This window comes from Pseudomonas sp. 8Z (assembly GCF_902506535.1).
Lineage (GTDB): Bacteria > Pseudomonadota > Gammaproteobacteria > Pseudomonadales > Pseudomonadaceae > Aquipseudomonas.
This window is the reverse complement of the sequence record NZ_LR733825.1, coordinates 740413-763013: the sequence shown is the minus strand read 5'-3', so window position 1 is coordinate 763013 and position 22601 is coordinate 740413. Positions and strand designations below refer to the sequence as shown.

The 22601-nt window shown below is 60.9% G+C and carries 21 protein-coding genes and 1 pseudogene; 16 read left to right on the top strand and 6 right to left on the bottom strand.

Annotated elements, in window-relative coordinates; genetic code table 11:
* Positions 1–16: 16 nt before the first annotated feature.
* Positions 17–1030 carry a patatin-like phospholipase family protein gene (locus AERO9A_RS07635; RefSeq protein ID WP_159971303.1) on the bottom strand — a complete coding sequence of 338 codons (1014 nt, stop codon included), beginning with the start codon at positions 1028–1030 and terminating at the stop codon, positions 17–19.
* Positions 1031–1136: 106 nt separating this feature from the next.
* Between AERO9A_RS07635 and selD the strand changes: the two genes are divergently transcribed.
* The 11 genes and pseudogenes from selD (at position 1137) to AERO9A_RS07585 (ending at position 11980) form a co-directional block, all read left to right on the top strand.
* Positions 1137–2171 (top strand): selenide, water dikinase SelD, encoded by a 1035-nt coding sequence (gene selD / locus AERO9A_RS07630; RefSeq protein WP_159971302.1) that lies wholly within the window; start codon positions 1137–1139, stop codon positions 2169–2171.
* On the top strand, positions 2171–3271 hold the full coding sequence (gene mnmH / locus AERO9A_RS07625) for a tRNA 2-selenouridine(34) synthase MnmH (RefSeq protein ID WP_159971301.1): 1101 nt from the start codon (positions 2171–2173) through the stop codon (positions 3269–3271). The genes selD and mnmH overlap by 1 nt, the downstream gene beginning before the upstream one ends.
* A 77-nt stretch (positions 3272–3348) precedes the next feature.
* A complete protein-coding gene (locus AERO9A_RS07620) occupies positions 3349–3627 on the top strand; it encodes a hypothetical protein (protein ID WP_159971300.1) in 279 nt (92 codons plus the stop codon).
* On the top strand, positions 3627–4232 hold the full coding sequence (locus tag AERO9A_RS07615; protein WP_159971299.1) for a flavin reductase family protein: 606 nt from the start codon (positions 3627–3629) through the stop codon (positions 4230–4232). Before AERO9A_RS07620 ends, AERO9A_RS07615 begins: the two co-directional genes overlap by 1 nt.
* A 121-nt stretch (positions 4233–4353) precedes the next feature.
* A pseudogene (locus AERO9A_RS22760) lies at positions 4354–5463 on the top strand (HAMP domain-containing protein); the annotation flags it as partial.
* On the top strand, positions 5446–6318 hold the full coding sequence (locus AERO9A_RS22755) for a methyl-accepting chemotaxis protein (protein ID WP_372239655.1): 873 nt from the start codon (positions 5446–5448) through the stop codon (positions 6316–6318). The pseudogene AERO9A_RS22760 and the gene AERO9A_RS22755, both read left to right, overlap by 18 nt.
* Before the next feature lie 123 nt (positions 6319–6441).
* Complete coding sequence (locus AERO9A_RS07605; protein WP_159971297.1) at positions 6442–7359, top strand: MoxR family ATPase; 918 nt, start codon at positions 6442–6444, stop codon at positions 7357–7359.
* The gene (locus AERO9A_RS07600) at positions 7359–8315 is read left to right on the top strand and encodes a DUF58 domain-containing protein (RefSeq protein WP_159971296.1); all 957 of its coding nucleotides are present in this window, start codon (positions 7359–7361) and stop codon (positions 8313–8315) included. Before AERO9A_RS07605 ends, AERO9A_RS07600 begins: the two co-directional genes overlap by 1 nt.
* On the top strand, positions 8312–10315 hold the full coding sequence (locus AERO9A_RS07595) for a DUF3488 and transglutaminase-like domain-containing protein (protein ID WP_159971295.1): 2004 nt from the start codon (positions 8312–8314) through the stop codon (positions 10313–10315). The genes AERO9A_RS07600 and AERO9A_RS07595 overlap by 4 nt, the downstream gene beginning before the upstream one ends.
* Positions 10312–11082: a CHAD domain-containing protein gene (locus AERO9A_RS07590; RefSeq protein ID WP_159971294.1), complete on the top strand. Its 771-nt coding sequence runs from the start codon at positions 10312–10314 to the stop codon at positions 11080–11082. Before AERO9A_RS07595 ends, AERO9A_RS07590 begins: the two co-directional genes overlap by 4 nt.
* A 94-nt stretch (positions 11083–11176) precedes the next feature.
* A complete protein-coding gene (locus tag AERO9A_RS07585) occupies positions 11177–11980 on the top strand; it encodes an acyl-CoA thioesterase II (RefSeq protein WP_159971293.1) in 804 nt (267 codons plus the stop codon).
* A 326-nt stretch (positions 11981–12306) separates the two neighbouring features.
* Here the strand turns inward: AERO9A_RS07585 and AERO9A_RS07580 are convergent, their stop codons facing one another.
* Both AERO9A_RS07580 and AERO9A_RS07575 read right to left on the bottom strand, forming a co-directional pair.
* The gene (locus AERO9A_RS07580; protein ID WP_159971292.1) at positions 12307–13752 is read right to left on the bottom strand and encodes a methyl-accepting chemotaxis protein; all 1446 of its coding nucleotides are present in this window, start codon (positions 13750–13752) and stop codon (positions 12307–12309) included.
* 82 nt (positions 13753–13834) lie between these two features.
* Complete coding sequence (locus tag AERO9A_RS07575) at positions 13835–14662, bottom strand: TatD family hydrolase (protein ID WP_159971291.1); 828 nt, start codon at positions 14660–14662, stop codon at positions 13835–13837.
* A 204-nt stretch (positions 14663–14866) separates the two neighbouring features.
* Here AERO9A_RS07575 and AERO9A_RS07570 point away from each other — a divergent pair, with 204 nt between their 5' ends.
* Both AERO9A_RS07570 and AERO9A_RS07565 read left to right on the top strand, forming a co-directional pair.
* On the top strand, positions 14867–16282 hold the full coding sequence (locus tag AERO9A_RS07570; RefSeq protein WP_159971654.1) for a transglycosylase SLT domain-containing protein: 1416 nt from the start codon (positions 14867–14869) through the stop codon (positions 16280–16282).
* Between the two features lie 105 nt (positions 16283–16387).
* Positions 16388–16822, top strand: coding sequence for a DoxX family protein (locus AERO9A_RS07565; protein WP_159971290.1), 435 nt, complete (start codon positions 16388–16390; stop codon positions 16820–16822).
* Positions 16823–16890: 68 nt separating this feature from the next.
* Here AERO9A_RS07565 and AERO9A_RS07560 read toward each other — a convergent pair whose 3' ends face one another.
* Positions 16891–17826, bottom strand: a complete 936-nt coding sequence (locus AERO9A_RS07560; protein ID WP_159971289.1) for a LysR family transcriptional regulator — start codon at positions 17824–17826, stop codon at positions 16891–16893.
* 160 nt (positions 17827–17986) lie between these two features.
* Here AERO9A_RS07560 and AERO9A_RS07555 point away from each other — a divergent pair, with 160 nt between their 5' ends.
* Positions 17987–19216, top strand: coding sequence for an acyl-CoA dehydrogenase (locus AERO9A_RS07555; RefSeq protein WP_159971288.1), 1230 nt, complete (start codon positions 17987–17989; stop codon positions 19214–19216).
* Between the two features lie 57 nt (positions 19217–19273).
* Positions 19274–19417: a hypothetical protein gene (locus AERO9A_RS07550; protein WP_159971287.1), complete on the top strand. Its 144-nt coding sequence runs from the start codon at positions 19274–19276 to the stop codon at positions 19415–19417.
* 98 nt (positions 19418–19515) lie between these two features.
* Here AERO9A_RS07550 and AERO9A_RS07545 read toward each other — a convergent pair whose 3' ends face one another.
* Complete coding sequence (locus tag AERO9A_RS07545; RefSeq protein ID WP_159971286.1) at positions 19516–20898, bottom strand: substrate-binding domain-containing protein; 1383 nt, start codon at positions 20896–20898, stop codon at positions 19516–19518.
* A gap of 77 nt (positions 20899–20975) precedes the next feature.
* On the bottom strand, positions 20976–21788 hold the full coding sequence (xthA, locus tag AERO9A_RS07540) for an exodeoxyribonuclease III (RefSeq protein ID WP_159971285.1): 813 nt from the start codon (positions 21786–21788) through the stop codon (positions 20976–20978).
* Positions 21789–21911: 123 nt separating this feature from the next.
* Here xthA and AERO9A_RS07535 point away from each other — a divergent pair, with 123 nt between their 5' ends.
* Positions 21912–22556 (top strand): N-acetyltransferase, encoded by a 645-nt coding sequence (locus AERO9A_RS07535; protein ID WP_159971284.1) that lies wholly within the window; start codon positions 21912–21914, stop codon positions 22554–22556.
* The last annotated feature ends 45 nt before the right edge of the window (positions 22557–22601 follow it).

The window sequence follows — 22601 nt, the reverse complement described above, 5'->3', positions numbered from 1 at the left end:
GCCTTACGGTTACGGTCTAGCTGCGTTCGTGCTCGTACTTGTCCAGCGTCTCGCGGGCGATCTGACGGCCTAGCATGATCAGCTCCGGCGCCTTGTAAAACTCGAAGAAGCGGCACACCCGCTTGGGTACGTTGATCAAAATGTCCGGCGGGTAGCCTGCGATCTTGTACTGCGCCAGTGATGTCTGCATCACTTCGAAGCTCTGGTTGACCAGTTCCAGCAAGGAGGCCGGTCCGCTGAGTTCGGCCACATGCGAGCCGCTGGCCGATTTTGGTGTCGCGTCGTCGGCGTCGTCGTCGCGACTCGGCGCCGCTGCCGGGGCGATGGCATCGGCGCGTTGTTGTTCGTGCGCCAGTAGCAACATGTCATCCTCGTTCTTGCGGCGAAAACTTGGTAGCCGTGAACCCAGGTTGCTCATCAGTTGGTCGATGCGCCCTTTGAGTGCCGCCGGGCGCTCGATGACAGGGAGCTGATAGTGAGCCTGGTTGGTGGCGTTAAGATTCACTGCAACGATCAGGTCGCAGTGGCTGGAAACCACCGGCACGATCGGCAGCGGATTGAGCAAACCGCCATCGACCAGCATGCGCTTGCCCTGAATTACCGGGGTGAACAGGCTGGGAATAGCTGCCGAAGCGCGCATGGCCTGGTGCAGGCAGCCTTCCTGGAACCAGATTTCCTGCTGGTTGGTAAGGTCGGTGGCCACAGCGGTGAAGGGGATCGACAATTGTTCGATATCGATGTCGCCAACGATCTCGTGAATGCGCCCGAAGACGCGTTCGCCACGGATGGCACCGAGGCGGAAGCTGACATCGAGCAGGCGCAGCACATCCAGATAGTCCAGGCTTTCCGTCCACTGGCGGTATTCCTTGAGCTTGCCTGCTGCGAAAATCCCACCGACCACGGCGCCCATCGAGCAACCGGCGATGCAGCCGATCTCGTAGCCGCGCGCCTGTAGTTCCTCTATCACGCCGATATGGGCGTAGCCTCGGGCGCCGCCGGAGCCCAGCACCAGTGCTACTTTCTTGCTCATGCGATGACTCCCTCCAAGTTCTACACTGACCATACCTGCCGTAATGCCATGCGCCAAGGCGGCTTTTGCTAGAATCCGCCGCCAGTCGTCCCTGCGGAGCATGCTCATGAGCGAGCCCATTCGTTTGACCCAGTACAGCCATGGCGCCGGCTGTGGCTGCAAGATTTCCCCCAAAGTGCTGGAAGTGATCCTTGCGGGCAGTGGCGCGCAGAATCTTGATCCGCGTCTGTGGGTCGGCAATGCCTCGCGTGACGATGCAGCGGTCTACGCCATCGATGAGGAGCGTGGTGTGGTATCGACCACCGATTTTTTCATGCCCATTGTCGATGACCCCTTTGACTTCGGGCGCATTGCCGCCACCAACGCCATCAGCGACATCTACGCCATGGGGGGCGATCCATTGATGGCCATTGCCATTCTCGGCTGGCCCGTCAATGTGCTGGCCCCGGAAGTGGCGCGCGAGGTGATTCGCGGTGGCCGCGCCGTGTGTGACGAAGCAGGCATCCCCTTGGCTGGCGGGCATTCGATCGATGCGCCGGAACCGATTTTCGGGCTGGCCGTTACCGGCATGGTGGAAAAGCGTTATATGAAGCGCAATGACACCGCCACGCTTGGCTGCAAGTTGTACCTAACCAAACCACTGGGGATCGGCATTCTCACCACCGCAGAGAAAAAGGCCAAATTGCGTGATGAAGATGTAGGGTTGGCGCGTGACTGGATGTGCACCCTGAACAAGCCCGGCAGTCGTTTCGGCAAGCTCGACGGGGTGCGGGCCATGACCGATGTGACGGGCTTTGGCTTGCTCGGTCACCTGGTGGAAATGGCCGACGGTAGTGGTTTGAGTGCTCGTGTCGAGTTCGCCCGTGTGCCACGTCTGGCCAGTGTCGAGCACTACCTGATGCAAGGCTGTGTGCCGGGCGGTACGTTGCGCAACTTCGACAGCTACGGCGAGCGCATCGCGCCGCTGCCCGAGTTGGCCAAGCTGCTGTTGTGCGACCCGCAAACCAGTGGCGGTTTGCTGATCGCGGTAGAGCCGCAGGGCGAGGCCGAGTTTCTCCGCGTGGCTGCCGAGCTTGGTCTGCAACTAAGCCCCATCGGCGAACTGGCCGAGCGACAGCGTTACGCGGTCGAGGTGTGCTAATGCGCGAGAACTGCACCGATTTTAGCGATCTGTTTCTGCACGACCGGCCCATGATGGATACCCGAGCACCGGTGGAGTTCGTCAAAGGCGCTTTCCCTGGCGTGGTCAATTTGCCGTTGATGACCGATATCGAACGGCAGAAGGTTGGCACCTGTTACAAACAGCAAGGCCAACAGGCAGCCATCGAACTTGGTCATCAATTGGTCAGCGGCATCACCAAGGCTGAGCGCATCGAAGCCTGGGCCGCTTTCGCCAGGGCCAATCCTGACGGCTATCTGTACTGTTTTCGCGGTGGCCTGCGCTCGCAAATCGTCCAGCAGTGGCTCAAAAGCGAGGCTGGCATCGACTATCCGCGTGTTGCCGGTGGTTACAAGGCCATGCGCAACTTCCTGCTGCATACCACTGATCAAGCGGTGCAGGAGTGTGAGTTCGTACTGGTGGGCGGTATGACCGGTACCGGTAAGACCGAGGTGATCAGTCAGCTCGGTAACGCGCTGGATCTGGAGAACCATGCCAATCACCGGGGCTCTAGCTTCGGCAAACACGCCAGCGCGCAACCGGCGCAGATCGATTTTGAGAATGCCCTGGCCATTGATCTGCTCAAGCGCCGCGCCCGTGGTCAGCAGCAGTTCGTGCTGGAAGACGAAGCGCGCCTGATTGGCCGTTGTTCGCTACCTTTGCCACTGTATCAGGGCATGCAGCAGTACCCCTTGGTGTGGCTTGAAGACAGTGTGGAAAATCGCGTAAGCCGCATCTTGCAGGCTTATGTGGTCGATCTGTGCGCCGAGTTTGTCGCACTGCAAGGCGAACAGGCCGGTTTCGAGACATTCGCCGCGCGCTTGCGTGAGAGCCTGGCCAACATTACTCGTCGGCTGGGTGGCGAACGCTACCAACGCCTTGCCGCGATCATGGATCAGGCGCTGGCCGAGCAGGCGCATGACGGTCAGGTCGAGACACATCGTGGCTGGATCGAAGCCTTGCTGGTTGAGTACTACGATCCTATGTATGTGTTCCAGCGCGAGAGCAAGGCCAGTCGTATTGAGTTTGCTGGTGAGCAGGAGGCGGTGGTGGCGTACCTGAGTCAGCGAAACGCTTCGTGAGTCGGGCACTTTCGCCGGGGTGTAGCGTCTTAAAGTGGGCCAAATCCGTAGTCATATCCGTTCGAGGAGTGTGGTCGATGAAACATTGGATCTGTTTGCCGCTGCTGGCGGTCGCACTGACCGGCTGTGCCGGTAAAACCGTTTATCGTGATACCTGTGCCAACCAACTGGATGCGGCCTGGAAGGAACTGAGCATCGCCGAAGCCGAAGGTTTTGCCGGCACAGTGAGCTACTCCAAGGCCCTGTCGCTTTTGACCGCCGCCAAGACGCAGCAGCAGTTCGAGGCCTACGAGGGTTGCACCAGCAAGTCGGAACGTGCACGGTTTTACATCCGTGAATCGCGGGCGGGGCGCTGATGAAGCTTGATTTCTCTGCTTTGAGCCCGCTGGAGGCCTACCGTTGGCTGGCTTCTAGCGTTACCCCGCGTCCTATCGCCTGGGTTTCTACGCGCTCGCCTGAGGGCGTGGCCAATCTCGCTCCGTTTAGTTTTTTTCAAGTCATCAGCGATAACCCGCCAACCCTGCTGATCAACGTCAATACCCGTGATGACGGTAGCCTCAAGGACAGTTTGCGTAATGCTCAGGCCAGCGGTGAGCTGGTGGTGCAATTGGTCAGCTATGCCCAGGTCGAGGCGATGAATGCCAGCGCTGCGGTATTGCCTCCCGAGGTTAGCGAGTTTGCCCAGTGCGCAATCGCGAGTCAGCCATGCGAACTCGTACAGGTGCCGAGGGTGGTTGGGGCGCCAGTGGCTTTCGAGTGCCGCGTGGCGCAAATCCAGCCCTATCCGGCGCAGCGCCCCAACTGCCATCTCATCTTCGCCGAGGTTCTACTGGCGCATATCGATGATGCTGTGCTCAATGAACAGGGGCGTATTGATCCAGAGAAGCTCGACTTGGTCGGGCGCTTGGGCGGCAGCGCCTATTGCCGCACCACCGAGCGGTTCCAATTGCAACGTCCCTGACGGCGGTGTGCTAAAAACGACATCGTTTTAGCTATTAAGGTCAAACTTTTGCCTAATGGCTTGTCGCCAGTAGCTCAAGACTCCTAATGTCAGCCTTTGGCCGTTCAGGGGAGTGGAGGCGATGGCAGCGTCGTTGAGCAGTCGCGTGGCCAGTTTGAGCACTGTCAGCAAGCTGATGCTGGGTTTTGCCCTTGTGCTGGCGCTCACAGCGTTGGTGGCATTGGCGGGGCTGCTGGCGTTACGCGAAGTTAATGCAGGTGCTGAACGCTTGGAGCGCATGAGTGCACTGAGCGATCAGGTGCTGCGTATGCGCGTTATTGAACAGGGCTTCGCGCTGAGTGGCGACAAGCAGCAGGCTGAGCGCCTTGAGCAGCAGGCTGAGCGTATCGTAGAAAACAGCCAGGCTTTGCGCCAAGAGTTGGACGCCGCCAGTGCTGAGGCCTTGGTGCAGTTAGATCCGTTACTGACGCAGTACCGCGCGGTGTTCAAGCACTACGTGGCGCAGACCGATGGCATGCAGCTATCGCTCGATGCTGCAGGCTGGCTGGTGGTGAGCGCTTCGAACAGCCTTGACTTGCTGCAGGAGGGGCTGACCGAAGACGGTATCGATCTGCTCAAGTCGAGCCAGACTCAGCCGGGTGAGCTATCGGTACAGCAGGCCGTGGAGGTGGGCAAGGTTCATCAGCTCTTGCTGAAGGCACTGGAACAGGCACGACAGCGCTTGGAGAACAGTCGCCGCAGTGGCGAGGTCGCCGCGGAGCAGATCGCCGAGGCTGCCCAGGCACAGCAGCTTGCGAGCAGTTTGCGCGATGCCTTGGAAGACCCCGGCTACTCGTCGATTTTGGGCGACGTGGTGGTTAACGTCGATTCCTTCAATGAGCGCCTGAAGGAATATTCCGACCTGCTGCAGCAACAGAAGCAAGATTACCGACAGATGCTGGAAAGCGCCGAGGCCATGCTGGCTCAGCTTGAGCGAGCGCAAAGTATTCAACGCGAAGTGATGCATGGTGAGCAGCGCACCAGCAGTGGGTTGATCGTATTGGTCGCGGCACTGGCCTTGCTGCTGGGCCTATGTGCGGCGCTCCTTATCAGCAAGTTGATCGTGAGTCCCTTGCGACAGGTGATCGCTCAGGCTGAGCGTATTGCCGCGGGCGATCTGAGTGTGCAACTAGACGTGACGCGTAGCGATGAGGTGGGCCAGTTATTGGCGGCGATGCAAGTCATGGCCAGCAACCTGCGCGATATGGTCGGCCGTCTGCAAGGCGGGGTACAGCGTATATCCGCCTCAGCTGAAGCGCTCTCAGCCATCACCGAGCAGACGCGCCAGGGTGTTAACGGGCAGAAATCGGAAACCGACCAGGTCGCCACGGCCATGAGCCAGATGGCGGCTACGGTGCATGAGGTCGCGCGTAACGCCGAGGTGGCGGCCATGGCCACGCGTAATGCCGAGGCGCGTGTAAGCGATGGCAGTGAGGTGGTCGGGCAGACGCGCCTGCGTGTCGATCAACTGGCCAGTGCCATGGAGGCGACGACAGCGAGCATTGCCAGCTTGAGTCAGGATGCACAACGTATTGAGGCGGTGCTCGACGTGATCAAAAGTGTTGCCGAGCAGACCAATCTACTGGCGCTCAATGCTGCGATTGAAGCAGCGCGAGCCGGCGAGCAGGGCCGTGGCTTTGCCGTGGTCGCTGATGAGGTGCGAGCGTTGGCGCGGCGCACACAGCAATCGACCGCCGAGATTGAGGCGCTGATCGTCACGCTGCGCGAGGGCACTCAGCGCGCCGTGCAAGACATGCAGCAAAGCGCCAGCCTGGTGACTCACACCGTGACCGATGCGAACCAGACCGAGAGTGCTTTGAACGCCATTTCCACAGCGGTGGCGCAGATATTCGAGATGAATCAGCAGATCGCCGCTGCCGCCGAGCAACAAACCGCTGTGGCTGAGGAAATCGATCGTAGCGTGACCTCCATTCGTGACATCGCTGATCAGTCGGCGTTAGCGATGGACGAAACGGCGCAGGCCAGTACGCAGCTAGCCGATCTAGGGCGTGAGTTGCAGGGCCTGGCTGGGCAATTCAGGTTCTGAATACAGCGCGCTGCGCGGCTGAAAGAGCGCTGCCATCACAGTTTCGTCAGCAAAGATTACGTGGCGCTTTGCCAGGTTCGCCCAGCCCAGTAGCATCGGTAGTCTGGATCTGGGGAGCCGATGATGCGAACTAAACTCGATGCCTGTCTCGATGCGGTCAACCATGTGCTGCTGGGCAAGGAGGGGCAGGTACGTCTGGCTCTGGCCTGCTTGCTGGCGCGGGGGCATTTGTTGATCGAAGATTTGCCCGGCATGGGCAAAACCACACTCAGCCACGCGCTGGCCCGTGTACTGGGGCTGAGCTTTCAGCGTATCCAGTTCACTTCAGATCTGTTGCCGGGCGATATTCTCGGTACTTCGGTGTTCGACAAGGACAGCGGACAGTTCGTTTTTCATCCAGGGCCGATTTTCGCCGAGCTGATCTTGGCCGATGAGATCAACCGCGCCACCCCGAAAAGTCAGAGTGCTCTGCTCGAAGCCATGGAAGAAGGGCAGGTGACCATCGAGGGCGCCACGCGCCTTTTGCCGGAGCCTTTCTTTGTGATCGCCACTCAGAACCCGGTGAGCAGTGGCGGCACCTATGCGCTGCCCGAGTCGCAGCTCGATCGTTTTCTTATGCGTCTGTCGCTGGGATATCCGGCGCAGGCGGCTGAGCGGGCGCTGCTTCTGGGGGATGCGCGACGTGATCTGCTGCCGCGTCTCGAACCCATACTCGATCATGCCGAACTGGCGCGCCTGCAGGCTGAGGTGCCCAAGGTTCGAGCCAGTGATGCGTTGGTGGACTACGTGCTGCGCCTGGTCGAAGCAACCCGCAGCCAGCCGCAGTTTGCCTGGGGCCTGTCGCCCCGTGCCAGCCTGGCCTTGTTGGCAGCGGCGCGGGCTTGGGCATTGCTGGCCGAGCGCGACTATGTGATCCCCGAGGATGTGCAGGCCGTATTGCCCTCGGTGGCAGGCCATCGTCTGCGCGAGCGCGCCGACCCGACCGGTCACGGCGGTGGTGCCTTGGTGCAGTGGCTGCTGCGTGAGGTTCCGGCGCTCTGATGCTGGCCTCGCTCAAGCCTTATTGGCGCCGCTGGCTGGCCCGGCGCATGCCGGCTGCAGCCAGCGTACGTCTCAATCAGCGGCGCATCTTCATCGTGCCGTCTGGGGTGGGTGTGGCATTCGGCCTGGTGTTGCTCTTGATGCTTTTGGTGGCGATCAACTATCAGAACAGTCTGGCGTATGCGCTGACCTTCCTGCTGGCCGCGATATTCGTGGTGGCCATTTTGCATACCTATCGCAACCTGGCTTCTTTGGTGCTCAAGGCTGGAGGTGGGCGCGCGGTTTTCATGGGGGAGCAGGCCATGTTCCGTGTGCGCCTGGAGAGTCTGGGGCGTGAACACCAGGCTGTGGCGCTGGGCTGGCCGCCGGCGCAATTACAACAGGTCGACGTAGCCGCCAATGGGGTGAGCGAAGTGCAACTGAGCCTGAGCGCCGAGCGGCGTGGCTGGTTGCGGGCACCACGTCTATGCGTTGAGAGCCGTTTCCCGTTGGGGTTGCTGGTTGCCTGGAGCTGGGTCGACTTGGATCAGTCGGTGTTGGTCTATCCGCGTCCGCTTGCCGGTGAGTTACCGCTGGCTGCTGGTGCCAGCGAAGACGAAGAGCAAGGCCTGCAGGCGCGAGGCCAGGGCGCGGACGACTTTCAGGGCTTGCGCGGCTATCAGCCCGGCGATTCCAAGCGGCGCCTGGCATGGAAGGCATACTCGCGTGGCCACGGTTTGCAGGTAAAAGACTTTGCCTCTCTGGCAGGGCGTGATCTGTGGCTGGACTTCGACAGCTTGGTGGGTGATGTCGAAACGCGTTTGTCGCTGCTCAGTCATTGGGTGGTGCAACTTGCCGAACGCCAGCAGCCATTTGGCCTGCGCCTGCCGAGGGTAACGATGGAGCCTGATCAAGGTGACGCGCATCGCGAGGCTTGTTTGCGTGCACTGGCTCTGTTCGGTGAGGTAGCGGCATGAGCGCGGCATTGATTCCGCGCATTGCCCTGATCTGGCTGCTGGTGGCCCAGGTATTGGTGATTCTGCCGCATTTGCTGCATTTGCCGCTCTGGGTGGTCGGGCTGTGGCTGCTGGCTGCCGTTTGGCGTATCCAGATTTTCCGTATGCGCCTGCGCTACCCCGGCGGCTTGGCCAAGGGGGCGCTTTTGCTGGCCGTGCTAGCAGGCATCCTGCTGTCACGCGGTACGCTGATCGGGCTCGATGCCGCCGTGGTGCTGTTGATCAGTACATTCATCCTCAAACTGGTGGAAATGCAGACGCGGCGTGACGCCTTGGTGTTGATCTTTCTCGGCTTCTTCTGTGTGGTCACGGCTTATCTGTTCGATGACGGCATCGTTGCGGCGCTTTATAGCCTGTTGCCGACCTTGGCTCTATTAGCGGCGCTGGTTGGCTTGCAGCAGAGCGCCTTTGCTGCAAGGCCCTGGGCAACACTGCGGCTGGCCGCGAGCCTAATGTTGCAAGCGGTGCCGCTGATGCTGCTGTTGTTCCTGTTCTTTCCCCGGTTGGGGCCGTTGTGGAGCTTGCCTATGCCAAGCGACAAGGGCGTCACCGGGCTTTCCGACAGTATGGAGCCTGCGGAAATTGCCGAGCTCAGCCGCTCGCCTGAGTTGGTGTTTCGGGCCAGTTTTACGGGGGCGATTCCTCCCCGTGAGCAGCTCTACTGGCGTGCGCTTACGTTGGAGCGTTTCGATGGCAGGCGCTGGTCGCAGTCCGGTTATGCAGCTATCCCGCGGGCGCCTGAGTGGCAGCAACGCGGTGAGGCGATCGATTACAGCATCATCATGCAGGCCAGCGGCAAGCCTTGGCTGTTGACCCTCGATGTTGCCGAGGCCGGTGCTGAAAATAGCCGCATGATGAGCGACTTTCGCTGGCAACGTGTGCGCCCGGTCGATCGCCCGTTGCTATACCAGGCACGCTCATGGCCGCAAGCACTGCGTGAGCCGCAGGCCGACGCCGCGATGCTGCGCCGAGCGCTGCAGTTGCCAGCCGAGGGCGACCCGCGCAGTCGCCAATGGGCAGCAGAGCTGCGCCGCGAGTATGCCGATGATCAAGCGCTGGTGACGGCGCTACTGAGCCATTTCAACCGCGAACCCTATGTCTATACCCTGCGCCCACAACCGTTGGGGCGTGACAGCATCGATGAATTTCTCTTCGACACACGCCGCGGCTTTTGTGCTCACTATGCCGGGGCGATGACCTTCGTGCTGCGCGCGGCAGGGGTTCCGGCGCGCGTGGTAACTGGCTATCAAGGCGGTGAGCCGAACCCCGACGGCAACTATGTGCAGGTGCGTCAGTTCGATGCTCATGCCTGGGTCGAGTACTGGGTGCAGGGGCAGGGCTGGCGCAGCGTTGACCCCACCTTTCAAGTCGCGCCGCAGCGTATCGAGCAGGGCCTGGCTGAAGCGCTCGGTGCCGACGAGCGTTTTCTCGATGATCAGCCCTTCTCACCGTTGCGCTACCGTGAACTGGCCTGGCTCAACGAACTGCGTCTGCAATGGGACAGTCTCAACTATGGCTGGCAGCGCTGGGTGCTTGGCTATCAGGGCGAGCAGCAGGTGCAGTTGCTCCAGAGCTGGCTGGGCAACCTTGACTGGCAACGCCTGGCGCTGGCACTGCTGAGCATCGGTGGGCTGCTATTGGGGGCACTGGCACTGTGGCTGCTCAAACCCTGGCAACAGCGGCGTGACCCCATGCAGGCGCTGTTTGGACGCTTCGAGCGCTTGCTCTATCGGCAGGGGTTACGTCGGGCGCCCGGCGAGGGCGCGCGCGCCTTCTCCGAGCGCGCGGCAGGTGCCTTGCCGGAACAGGCTGCGGCGATCCGCCATTTCGCCAACTGTTTCGAACGTCAGCAGTATGCCGAGACGAGCAGCGCACCGGGTGAGCTTCGCGAGGCGCTACGTGCGCTACGTCGAGCCATGCCTTGGCGGGCCGCGCGCAGGCATTTGGGAGAACCGCGATGACAAGTACCGTAGAGCGGGACATTGCTCGCATCCTTAGTGTGCAGGTGCGCCTGTATGCCTGTCGCGAGCGATTGCTGGCGGTGACCGATGATGAGGCTTTGCATGATCTGCGCATTGCATTGCGCCGTTTGCGCAGCATTCTCCGGCCATTACGCGGGTTGCCCGGCGTGGCACTGCTGGAGCAGACGGCGGGTGCCTTGGGGCGACTGAGTGGCCCGGTGCGTGACCGCGAGGTGCTTCTGAACCAATTGCAGCAACTTGGGTATGCGCAGCAGGCCCAGGCGATGGCCGGCATGCGCCAGAGTCACTATCGCGTGATCGCCGAGTCGTCTGAATTACGTGAACTGCTGGCGCTGCTTGACGCCTGGCCTGGCCGCTGGCGTCAGGCTGAGCGAGAGGGGCAGCTCAATGGCCTGAACAAGCGCATCCGGCGCCAACTGCATAAACAGCAAGGGCGATTGGCGCGGGCCCTGCGTGAGCCGCAGCAGGATCGTCATGAGTTGCGGTTGTTGATCAAGCGGGTGCGTTATGGCGCTGAGGCCTATGTTCGACAAAGTGCTATCAATGCTGCTGCGCTGAAGCGTTTGAGGTCGGCGCAGAGCGCTCTGGGTGATTGGCATGATCGCCTGCAATGGCTGGCTCTGGCCGAGAGCGAGCCAGGCTTGCACGCATGTCAGCCACTGTGGCGCGAGGCGCTGGCGGTTAAGGCCGAGCAGGCCGACGTGGCGCTGCTGAGGTTGCTGGGCGATTTCCCGCTGGATGAATAAGCGACATTCTCGCCGAAAATTTGCCCGATATGCCGTGCCAGCCGATGGACCTCTTCATTTAAGATCAGGGGCATTTTTATGAATCGAGGTCGTCATGACGTTCAGTGAGTTGCTTCAAGCAGTGCGTACACAACCCGATGCAGTGGTCATTCCCGCTAGCTGGGCACAGGGACGCGCCGGTTTCGGCGGGTTGGTCGTGGCGCTAGCCTATGAGGCGATGCGTGCTCAAGTGCCTGAAGGACGTCCAGTACGTTCGCTGGCAATTACTTTCGTCGGGCCTGTTGCACCAGAAGCACCGGTAAGCTTTGTGGCTGAGGTCTTGCGTGAGGGTAAGGCGGTCAGTCAGATGGCCTTGCGGGTTTTGCAAGACGGTCAGGTGGTGACATTGGTGCAGGGTAGCTTTGGCGCATCGCGCGCCTCGGTCGTGGATGTCGCGCCGTTGCCTGCGCCGCAGATCGAACCTGCTGAGCGCTGCCAGGAGTTGCCTTACATTCCCAGCGTGACCCCCGAATTTACCCGCCACCTGGCAATACGTTGGGGCATTGGCGGAGTACCTTTCAGCAACACCAAGTCCCGGCAGATGGGGGGGTGGGTACGCCTGCGAGAGGAAACACTGACGCAGCCAGAGGCGCTGAGTGAGGCTCATCTACTGGCTTTGGTCGATGCCTGGCCTCCTGCTGTGCTGCCTCATTTGCAGGCTCCAGCACCGGGTAGTTCGTTGACCTGGACGATCGAGTTTGTGCAGCCTCTGCCAGAGCTGGTGAGTACAGACTGGTGCCTGTACCGCGCAGAGATCGAACATGCGCGTGACGGTTACGGCCATGTCGCCGCCGCGTTGTGGGGGCCAACGGGCGAGTTGATTGCCCTGAGTCGGCAAACAGTCACGGTGTTTGCCTGAGCCCGGCAGCGCGTTCAGGTGTGGCGCCGCAAAACCACGGCTGCGCGCCAACTGAGCAGACTCAAGGCAATGGGCAGCGTACTGAGCGTCCCTATGCCGGTGAGTAGCAAGGCTGCAGCGAGTACCAGAAATAGCCCAGCCAACACCTGCGAAGCGTAGCGCTCTGGTTGGCTCCGGGGTATGTATCTGTCGTGTGTTATGTGCATGTCGCATTCCTCCATAACATGCAGCGAGTCTAGGCCGCTGCGTGTTAATGGACGAATGAGTCCTGCCTATGGCTGGCATAGCCTTTTGGCTTTTAGCGCAGGCGTGCAGGCCTCATGCTGTCAAAGCTTGAGCTGACGAATCGCCTGGTTGAGCTGCCCGGCGAGTTCAGCCAGTTGCTGGCTGGTTGCGGCTGATTCCAGCGTCTGACCGACTGTCTGCTCGGTGACATCGCGAATGCCGACGACCGAGCGGCTCATTTCTTCGGCGACCTGGCTCTGCTGGTTCGCGGCCACGGCAATCTGCGTATTACTGTCGCGCATCAGGGCTACCGCAGCAGTGATGGCCGCCAGTGATTCTCCGGCTTCATGCGCCAGTTGCACGCAGTGATTGGCGTTTTCCGAGCTTTCGCGCATGAACTCCACCGCGTCGCGCGTGCCGCCCTGGAGATTGCCGATCATCTGCGTGATTTCATCGGTGGAATCTTGGACGCGTTTGGCCAGATTGCGAACTTCATCGGCGACCACGGCAAAGCCACGGCCCATTTCGCCCGCACGCGCGGCCTCGATGGCAGCATTGAGCGCCAGCAGGTTGGTTTGCTCGGCAATGCCGTGGATGACGCCAACCACACGGCTGATGTGCTGGCTGTCCTCAGCCAGGCGTTCGATGCTGCCGGCACTCTGACGTACGCCCTGAGATAAAGCGGCAATGGACTGTTCGACGCGTTCGACGACGTTTTGCCCGGCGCGGGCCAAGTGATCGGCATTGAGCGACTGATCGCGGGTAGTGCCGGCATGATCGGCAATATGCTGCACCGTCGCTGACATCTCGTTGATTGCCGTGGCGGCCTGATCGGTCTCGCTCTGCTGGGCGAGCATGCCCTGGCGCACACGAACCATACGATTTGCCAGGCTGCTGGTGCCGCTATCGAGATCGGCGGCGACCTTGCCCACGGTACCCACTACACGTTGATAGCCAGCTTGCATGGCGTTGAAGGCAGCAGACATCTGGCCGACTTCGTCACGGCTGTCGAGCGGCACGCGCAGAGATAGATCGCCGCTGCGTTCGGCTTGCAGCATCACATCCTTGAGCATGTTGAGATGGCTGAGCAGAAAGCGGATGAGCAGTTGCGATGCGCCTAGCAGCAGCAACATCAGCAGCGCCACTGCCATCGCGTAGGCCCCTGCATGCTCGGCGAGCAACTGCAGCAGGCTAGGTACGCGGGCTAGCACCGAGGCTGCATGGCCATCGCGCAGAGTGATGCGCTGTACGCCAATGGCAGGATTCTCGGCGAACCAGTTGTCGTATTCGAGCGGCGCCCAACCAGCGCTCTTGCCTGTACTAGCGGCATCAATCTGGACGTCAGCAAGGCTCGGCAGGGGCGTCTGCTCAGGCCATTGCTGCAGCAAGCGTGCTTGTTGCAAGGCCGCTTGGCGAGCATCTGCCGCGCGTGCCGACTGCTCGGTGTGCAAGGCAAACAGCACCAGCAGCAGGGTGATGGCGAACACGACGGCATTCACCGCCCAGAACTTGTATTTGAGGGAGAGATTGCTGATCCAGGCGCGCATGTTGTCGTCCGTTTCGGTGCGGTCTTTATTGGCTATATGCCAGCATTGTGAGCGCCGCGGCGTGACGAAGTCTTGACGTCAATCAAGACTCTTGTGCGTTGGTCACGCTGATAACAGGTAAGCCGAAAAAGGCGCGGGCGCAGGCCGTCGTCTGCGTCGCCAGTTGCTCAGGTGTCTGGCTGCGGTGCCTGGCGACCTCATGGAGAATTTCCGGCAGAAAGGCCGGCTCATTGCGTCCGTTCTTGGGCTTGGGGCGAAGGCTGCGCGGCAGCAGGAAGGGTGAGTCGGTTTCCAGCATCAGGCGCTTTCCGGGGATGTCTTTGAGCAGAGGATGCAGATGAGTGCCGCGGCGTTCGTCGCAGACCCAGCCGGTGATGCCGATATGCAGATCAAGGTCGAGGTAGGCATAGAGCGCCTGGCGTTCACCGGTGAAGCAGTGTACGACGGCGGCTGGCAGGTGAGCGCGAAAGTCCTGCAGAATTTCCAGTAGGCGCTGACTGGCGCTACGTTCATGAAGGAAAACCGGCATGCGTAGCTCTGCGGCCAGTGCCAGTTGTTCCTCCAGGGCTTTTTCCTGCAGTGGCCTGGGTGAGAAGTCGCGGTCGAAGTCCAACCCGCATTCACCCACGGCGCGTACTTGCGCCTCGCCCAGCAGGGCTTTGAGGGCCGCGCGCGAGGCACTATTCCAACTGCTGGCATCATGTGGGTGAACGCCGGCCGTGCTAAACAGGCGTGAGCCTTCGCTATCGAATTGTCGGCACATTGCCAAGCTGGCTTCACTTTCGGCGACACTGGTGCCCGTCAATACCAACTGACAAACCCCGGCAGCCTGAGCCCGTTCGAGCAAGGCTTCGGCATGCGCTGCAAGGCTGGGGTGGGTGAGATTGACGCCGATATCGATGAGTTGCATGGTGCCACCTGGTCGTTGTCTGCGGCGAGCATAGCAGATGCTCGGCTTTCTCTATAAAAGGCATGAAATACAAAGGCTTGGCGTTTTCCCTAACACGCTGTCGAATAGATGAGGTGGCGCCTGTTCGCGAGCTGTGCGAATCTCCGCAACCCCTTGCGCCTGGCAGCCGGTTTATTGCTGCCAGGTTCGACCTCCCGGAGATCCATATTGCGTCTACTGCTGACCCTGTGCCTGCTGGTGCTGCTGCCGTTTTCGGCAAGCGCGCGCTTGGCCGGGCCGCAGGAGGTTGGTAGTCAGCCAAGTGTTGTGCGCGACTTGCCGGTGATCCGCAGTAGTGGCGAGTTACGCGTGCTGGTGAACCAGAGCCGCAACAGCTCTGGGTCGGTCAAGGGGCAGAGCATTGGTGTGGAATATCACCGTCTGCGTGCCTTCGAGCAGTATCTCAATCGCAATGCCCGTGATGGCCGTAGCCTGACCTTGAAGATCATTCCCAAGGCCAAGGATCAGTTATTGGGCGCTCTGCAGCGCGGCGAGGGCGATCTGGTCGCGCCCGGTGAATTGCTCGACGTGCGAACTGGACATGCGGTTAGTTCCAGCAAGGCCATCCGGCGCGAGGTCGCCCTGGTGTTGGTCTCACGTCAGGGCAATCGACAATATCGCAGTCTCGAACAATTAGCCGGGCGCAGCCTTTCTCTGCCCGCTGGCAGTGCTGTTGGCGATGCCTTGCGGCGAATCAATCAGCAATTGGCTGAGCGTAAGCTGCCACCTATTGTCGTGGAGTGGGTTGATCCCACCCTCGCGGTGGAGGACGTGCTGGAAATGGTTCAGGCCGGCATTTTCGAACGCACCGCGGTGGAGCTGCCAATTGCCGAGCGTTGGGCCAAGGTGATGCCGAAGTTGCGTGTCGACCGTCATCTGGTGTTCGCACGCGACGGTGAAATGAAGTGGTTTGTGCGCCCTGACTCGCCGATGCTGCGTGCCAGCATCGACAAGTTCCTCGACGGCTACCACGCGCCAGCCGATCAGGATGCGACTTTCCGGCGAGTTTATCGGCGTCTGTACAAAGTGCATTCGCCATTCGGGCGTACCGAGCGTCAGCGTTTGGAGAAGGTGCGAGCGGTTTTGCAGCAGCATGCCCAGCAAAATGATCTCGATTGGCTGATGCTTGCCGCGTTGGCCTTTAAGGAGTCCACGCTCAACCCTCGCGCACGTGGTGCCAGTGGCGCTATCGGTCTGATGCAGGTTACCCCGGCGGCGGCGCGCAGTGTCGGGGTGGGCAATATTCAGAATGTCGATGGCAACGTCCAGGCAAGTAGCAAGTACCTGGCCAAGATCCGTCGTGGCTTTTTCAACAGTGCCCAGCTCAATGAGCGCGAGCGTATGGCCTTCGTTCTGGCAGCCTACAATCTGGGCCCGCAACGGGTGCAGAGCATGCGGGCCGAGGCCCGTCGGCGCGGCCTTAATCCCAATCAATGGTTCTTCCAGGTAGAGCGGGTGGCCATGGAACAGATGGGGATGGGTGTGGTGAGTTATGTCAATGCAGTCAACAAGTATTACCTGGCTTATGACCGCGAGCGTTACTTGCTAGAGCCGCAGGGGCGGCGAGCGATGGCTAAATAGACATCTATTTTTTTGATAAAGATTAGCGATATTTTTCGATTTTAGGATCGAAAAATTAGGTTAATCTCTGCGCCATCAACTCAACACATACAAGGAACTCTCGCAATGAACGCTCTGATCAAACGCATTTCCGTCACTCAAGCAGGCTTCGGTATCACTGTTTTGCGCATCGTCGCTGGTATTACCTTCGCGGCTCATGGTTCGCAGAAGCTGTTTGGTTGGTTCGGTGGCTACGGTTTGGCGGGCGTCGCCCAGTGGATGGAGAGCATCGGTCTGGCGCCGGGCTACCTGATGGCGCTGATGGCCGGTAGTGCCGAGTTCTTCGGTGGTTTGGCGCTGATCCTCGGTCTGCTGGTCCGCCCGGCTGCGGCGGTGCTGGCGGTAACCATGCTGGTGGCGATCTTCACTGTGCACTTGGCCAATGGTTTCTTTATGAGCAACAACGGTTATGAGTTTGCCCTGGCGCTGCTGGCCGTGAGTGTGGCACTGCTGATCGAAGGCGCAGGCAAAGCCTCGCTGGATGGCAAGATCGCTCGCTGATCGCGTTCCGTTGCAAGCAAGAAGGCCCGCAATCATTGCGGGCCTTCTTGCGTCTGGGCGTCCCCTGATCAGTCCGCTGCGGCCTGTTCGGCTTTTTTCTCCTGGGCTATGACCTGCTGCGCCAGCTCGATCATCTGTTCGCGCATCCAGCGGTTGGCTGGGTCCTGGTCAGTGCTTTCGTGCCAGTAGAGGTGGGTTTCCAGTGTGGGTACGTCACCGACCGGCAGGTGTACATGGTGTAGATTATGGCGGCGGGCGAAACGCTCCGGCACGGTCATCACCATGTCGGTCTGCTGCATCACACTGCTGGCCATCAGGTAGTGCTGCGAGCGTAGGGCAATCTTGCGCTGAATACCCATCTTGCCTAAGGCCAGATCTACATAGCCCAAGCCACTGCGGCGGCTGGAGATGTGGATGTGGGTCAACGACAGGTATTCGTCCAGGCCGATCTTTTCCTTGGCCAGAGGGTGGCCCTGGCGCATGGCGCAGACGTAGCGGTCGTCGAGCAGTTTGACGTGGCGCACCTGGGGGTCGGTGTTGAGCGGTGCGTCGACGGCAAAGTCCAGGCGGCCAGCGGCCAGTTCTTTGGTGGTCTCGCGGCGTTTGGCCAAAAAACTCTCGATGCACACGCTCGGCGCCAAGCGTCGCAGCCGCTGAAACAGCGGTGGCAGGAGAATCTGCTCGGAGAGGTCGGTCATGCTGATGCGGTAGGTCTTGCCGGCCTGCTGCGGGTTGAAGGTGCGGCTTTCCTGCACGGACACGCGTAGCAATTGCAGGGCATTGCGCACCGGGCCGATGATGTTCTGCGCCATGGGCGTCGGCACCATGCCTTGGGCCGTACGCACGAACAGCGGATCGTTGAAGGTTTCGCGCAGGCGGGCGAGGGCGTTGGATACGGCGGGCTGGGTAATGCCGACGATCTGCCCGGCACGGGTCAGGTTGGCTTCGGTGTAGATGGCGTCGAAGACGATGAAGAGGTTCAGATCCACCTTGCTCAGGTTCATGCCGGAGGTGCTCCAGGGCTATTGTTATGAGTCGATCATATATCGGTTATGAATGTTCATACACGCTGAAAATAGGTTCGATAAATCTTAATCGCTGCTCTAGGATCCTTTCCACATCCCCACACCCCTTGTTGCAAATCGCCTCCTGGAAGGTATGCCTATGAATTTCGCTTACTCCCCTAAGGTTCAAGAACTGCGTGAACGTGTCACTGCATTCATGGAGGCGCATGTTTACCCGGCTGAGGCCGTGTTCGAGCAGCAAGTGGCCGAAGGTGATCGCTGGCAGCCGACTGCGATCATTGAAGAACTCAAGAACAAGGCCAAGGCCGAAGGCCTGTGGAATCTGTTTCTACCGGAGTCCGACTACGGCGCCGGCCTGACCAACACCGAATACGCACCGCTGGCCGAGATCATGGGGCGTTCGCTGATCGGCCCGGAGCCGTTCAACTGCGCCGCGCCGGACACCGGCAACATGGAAGTGCTGGTGCGCTACGGCAACGAGGCACAGAAGCAACAATGGCTGGAGCCGCTATTGGCTGGCGAGATTCGCTCTGCCTTTGCCATGACCGAGCCGGATGTGGCGTCGTCCGACGCCACCAACATGCAGGCCAACGCCCGTCGCGAAGGTGACGAGTGGGTCATCAATGGGCGTAAGTGGTGGACCTCCGGTGCCTGCGACCCGCGCTGCAAGGTGATGATTTTCATGGGCCTGACCAACCCGGATGCGCCACGCCACCAGCAGCACTCGATGATTCTGGTGCCGATGGATGCAGCGGGCGTCACCGTGCTGCGCCCGCTGCCGGTGTTCGGCTATGACGATGCGCCCCATGGTCACGCCGAAGTGCTGTTCGAGAACGTGCGCGTGCCCTACGAGAACGTGCTGCTGGGTGAAGGACGCGGCTTCGAGATCGCCCAGGGCCGCCTCGGGCCGGGCCGTATCCACCACTGCATGCGCTCGATTGGTATGGCCGAACGGGCTCTGGAATTGATGTGCAAACGCGCCGTAGGGCGCACCGCCTTCGGCAAGCCGTTGGCGCGTCTGGGCGGCAATATCGACCACATCGCCAATTCGCGCATGGAGATCAACCAGGCGCGCCTGCTGACGCTCAACGCGGCTTACATGATGGACACGGTGGGCAACAAGATTGCCGCCAGCGAGATTGCCCAGATCAAGGTCGTGGCGCCGAATGTCGCGCTGAAAGTGATCGACCGTGCCATCCAGATACACGGTGGAGCGGGCGTATCCAACGACTTCCCGTTGGCTTACTGGTACGCCATGCAGCGTACTCTGCGCCTGGCTGACGGCCCGGATGAAGTGCACCGCGCCGCTATCGGCAAGTATGAAATCGGTAAGTATGTGCCGCGCGAGATGATGAAGAGCATCCGCTGAGCTGTAACACGATAAGGCCCGCAAATCAGCTTGTGCGAAATGCGGGCCGGGTCATTTATGCGTGTCTTCGCCGGGCTGTCGGGGGGGATTGAGGCGCATATGCAACTGGGCGGCAAAGGTTCGTGCCGCCAGTTCTTCGTGAAAGGTCAGGGTGCGGCGACCAAGGCTGACCTGCCAAATGGCGCTGCCCCGACGCTCTAAGCGCTCTATGCAAACCTCTGACATCGCCACTCCTCACTGGGCTGAGCCAGCAACATGCTGGCCAGAGTACGCCAAGTCAGGGTGGGACGGGAGGCTTATCAGTAGACCCAGACCTCGACGCGGCGATTGCGCAGGCGGCCGCTGTCTTCGCTGTTGGTTGCGACCGGAAGCTCCTCGCCAAGCCCGGTGATATCGCGAAATACCACGCCCTGGCGCGCCAGCTCGCGGCGCACGGCCATGGCGCGCAGTTTGGACAGTAACTCGGCGCGCGCCGGATCGCTCTTGGCATCGCCAAAACCGACCAGCACCACCTTGTCATGCAGCTTGTCATGGCTGCGCAGATAGTCGAGAACACGGCTCAGATCCCGCTGCGCCTTGTTGTCCAGGCTGGCGCTGCCTTCCTGGAAGCGGAAGTTCACCGACAGCCGCTGCGCCTGCTCGGCCAGTTGCCGGTAGTCAGTCGGCATCTGCGGCTGTGGCGTGACCTTGATTGCCTGCACGGTCTGCGCGATGAAACCGTTGTCGGCGACGATCTGCTGCCCGGCGGCGCTGTGCGTGAAGTCGATCAGTGCGCGTACCCAGGGGTTGCTCGATTGCGCCGGGTTATAGAAGAACAGTCGGCGGGCCAGCGGGTAGTCTTCGGCGGCGATCAGTGTGGCGCTGGGCAGCATGGGCTGCGAATCACCCGAGGCTATCGCCACGGCCTTGGCCTGGCGGATGTAGGGCAGGCCGATGAAACCGATGCCGTTCGGGTCGCGGCTGACCTCATCGGACAGCTCGGTGCTGGACTCGAAGCGCTTGGCGCTGGCCGCCAGGCTGTGTCCGTCTGGGCTAAGCACCAGCTCCTTGAACGTGTCATAGGTGCCGGAGTTGTCATCGCGCGCGTAGAGTGTCACGGCGCCCGGGCGCCCGCCCAGTTCGCTCCAGTCGTGAATTTCACCGGCGAACAGGCGCGCCAGTTGCTCGACGTTGAGGCTGCCGATGGGATTGGCAGCGTTGACGATCACGGCCAGGCCGTCGATGGCGATGACTTGCTCGGATTGCGCAGCATGCATGTTGCCCAGTGGCGCCAGCTCACTGGCTTCGGCGGGCTTGATCGGGCGTGACGAGGCGGCCAGATCGGCGCTGCCGTTTTTCAACGCGACGAATCCAGTGCCTGAGCCATGGGCGGCGACTTCGGCAATCACCAGGCGACCATCTGCCTGGCGGGCGAGGATGCGCTGCTCGTTCTCGGCCTTGCCTGCTTCGCTGCGAATATCGCGCAGGCCCTGTGCGGCGAAGAGCGCTTTGATCAGCGCCGGGCCGAGCTGGGCGCCGATGGTGTTGGAGCCCTGGATGCGCAGAACGGGGGCGCCATTCGGCGCAGTAGGCAGGGCGGCGAATACCGAGAGGGGCAGGGCGTAGCAGATAAAGCCCAGGAGCAGCAGCGACAGCGTGCGGCTCCACAGGTCGTAGTCTTGGCTGGACTGGTCGCGCGACATGCGGCGGACACCTTGTAAGATTGGCAATGTCGCGCAGATTAAGTCAGCCAGGTTGCAGGGATGTTACCGCTCGCCGCTCAGTTCAGTTCCAACCAGATCGGTGCATGATCGGAGGGTTTTTCCATGCCGCGCAGTTCGTAATCGATACCTGCCTGCTTGAGCCGCCCTTGCAGGGCCAGGCTGGCGAGGATCACGTCGATACGCAGGCCGCGCTTGGGCTCGTCCTCGAAACCACGGCTGCGGTAGTCGAACCAACTGAAGCGGTCATTCACCTCGGGGTGAAGCTGGCGGAAGCTGTCGATCAGGCCCCAGTTCTTCAGGGTCGCCAGCCACTCGCGTTCTTCCGGCAGGAAGCTGCACTTGCCGGTTTTCAGCCAGCGCAGGCGATTGGGTTCGCCGATGCCGATGTCGCAATCTTGCGGGCTGATATTGATATCGCCCATCACGATCAGTGGCTGTTGTGGATCGAAACGCTCGACCAGCAATTGCTGCAGGTCGGCGTAGAAACGCTGTTTGGCCGGGAATTTCAGCGGGTGGTCGCGGCTTTCGCCTTGGGGGAAGTAGCCGTTCATCACGGTAACGGGGTTGCCCTGGGCGTCGGCGAAGGTGCCGTAGATGAAGCGGCGCTGAGCGTCTTCTGCGTCACCGGGAAACCCTTTGTGCAGGCTCAGCGGCTCCTGGCGTGAGAGCAGGGCAACGCCGTAGTGGCCTTTCTGTCCGTGATAGTGCACGTGGTAGCCGAGCTGACGAATCTCGCTTTCCGGGAACTGCTCGTCGGCCACTTTGGTTTCCTGCAGGCCGATGACATCCGGCTGATGCTTGTCGATCAGCGCCTGCAGTTGGTGAGGTCGGGCGCGTAGGCCATTGATGTTGAAAGAAACAATTTTCATCGGAGGCGATCTTTGCAAGTAAAAGGCGATGCTAGCCGATCCGTGAAGCCTGCGGCCAGCGCCTGGCAGCCGCGCCTCGACACTGCTAGGTTGCCTGCTAAGAGCCCATCGCAGAGGTCAGCCATGTCCGAACAATATGCTGCCGAGGTTCGCATGCTTGATGCCGGTTATTGCCGGGAGGTGCGTTCGCTTCTTTATCAGGCCTACCGTCACGAGCCGACTTTCGCTTATCTGTTCGAGGCGCAGCGCCCCGGCTTCGATCAACGCGTGCGCGCCACGGTGCGCGAATTGGTCAACCAGCACTTTGTCGAGCAACTGCCGGCGATCGGCCTGCTGCTCAATGACCGTCTGATCGGCGCGGCGTTGATCGCGCCGCCACAACGGCGCCTGGATATCACCGAAAGTTGGCGCTGGCGTCTGGGCATGTTGTTCAGCACCGGTGTGCGCTGCACCCAGCGTTACCTCGACTATCACAATGCGGTGCTCACCGCTCTGCCGCCAGGGCCTTACCATGTGCTGCCGCTGATCGGTATTCACCCTGAGTTCCAGGGGCAGCGGCATGGCGAGCAACTGCATGCCGCGTTGCATGCCTGGTGCGCCGAGGATGGCGGCTCGCAGGGCGTGGTGCTCGATACTGGCAATGCCCGCTACCTGGACTTCTATCGGCGCCAGGGATACGAGGAACTGGATGAGTTGGCTATCGGCCCGGTGGTGGAACACATTCTTTTCCATCCCAATGTGCAGTCGTTGGTGGCCGACAAGGGCTGATGCGGTGCGCTCGGGCGCAGCGCTGCAACGTGGTAGCATCGCGCG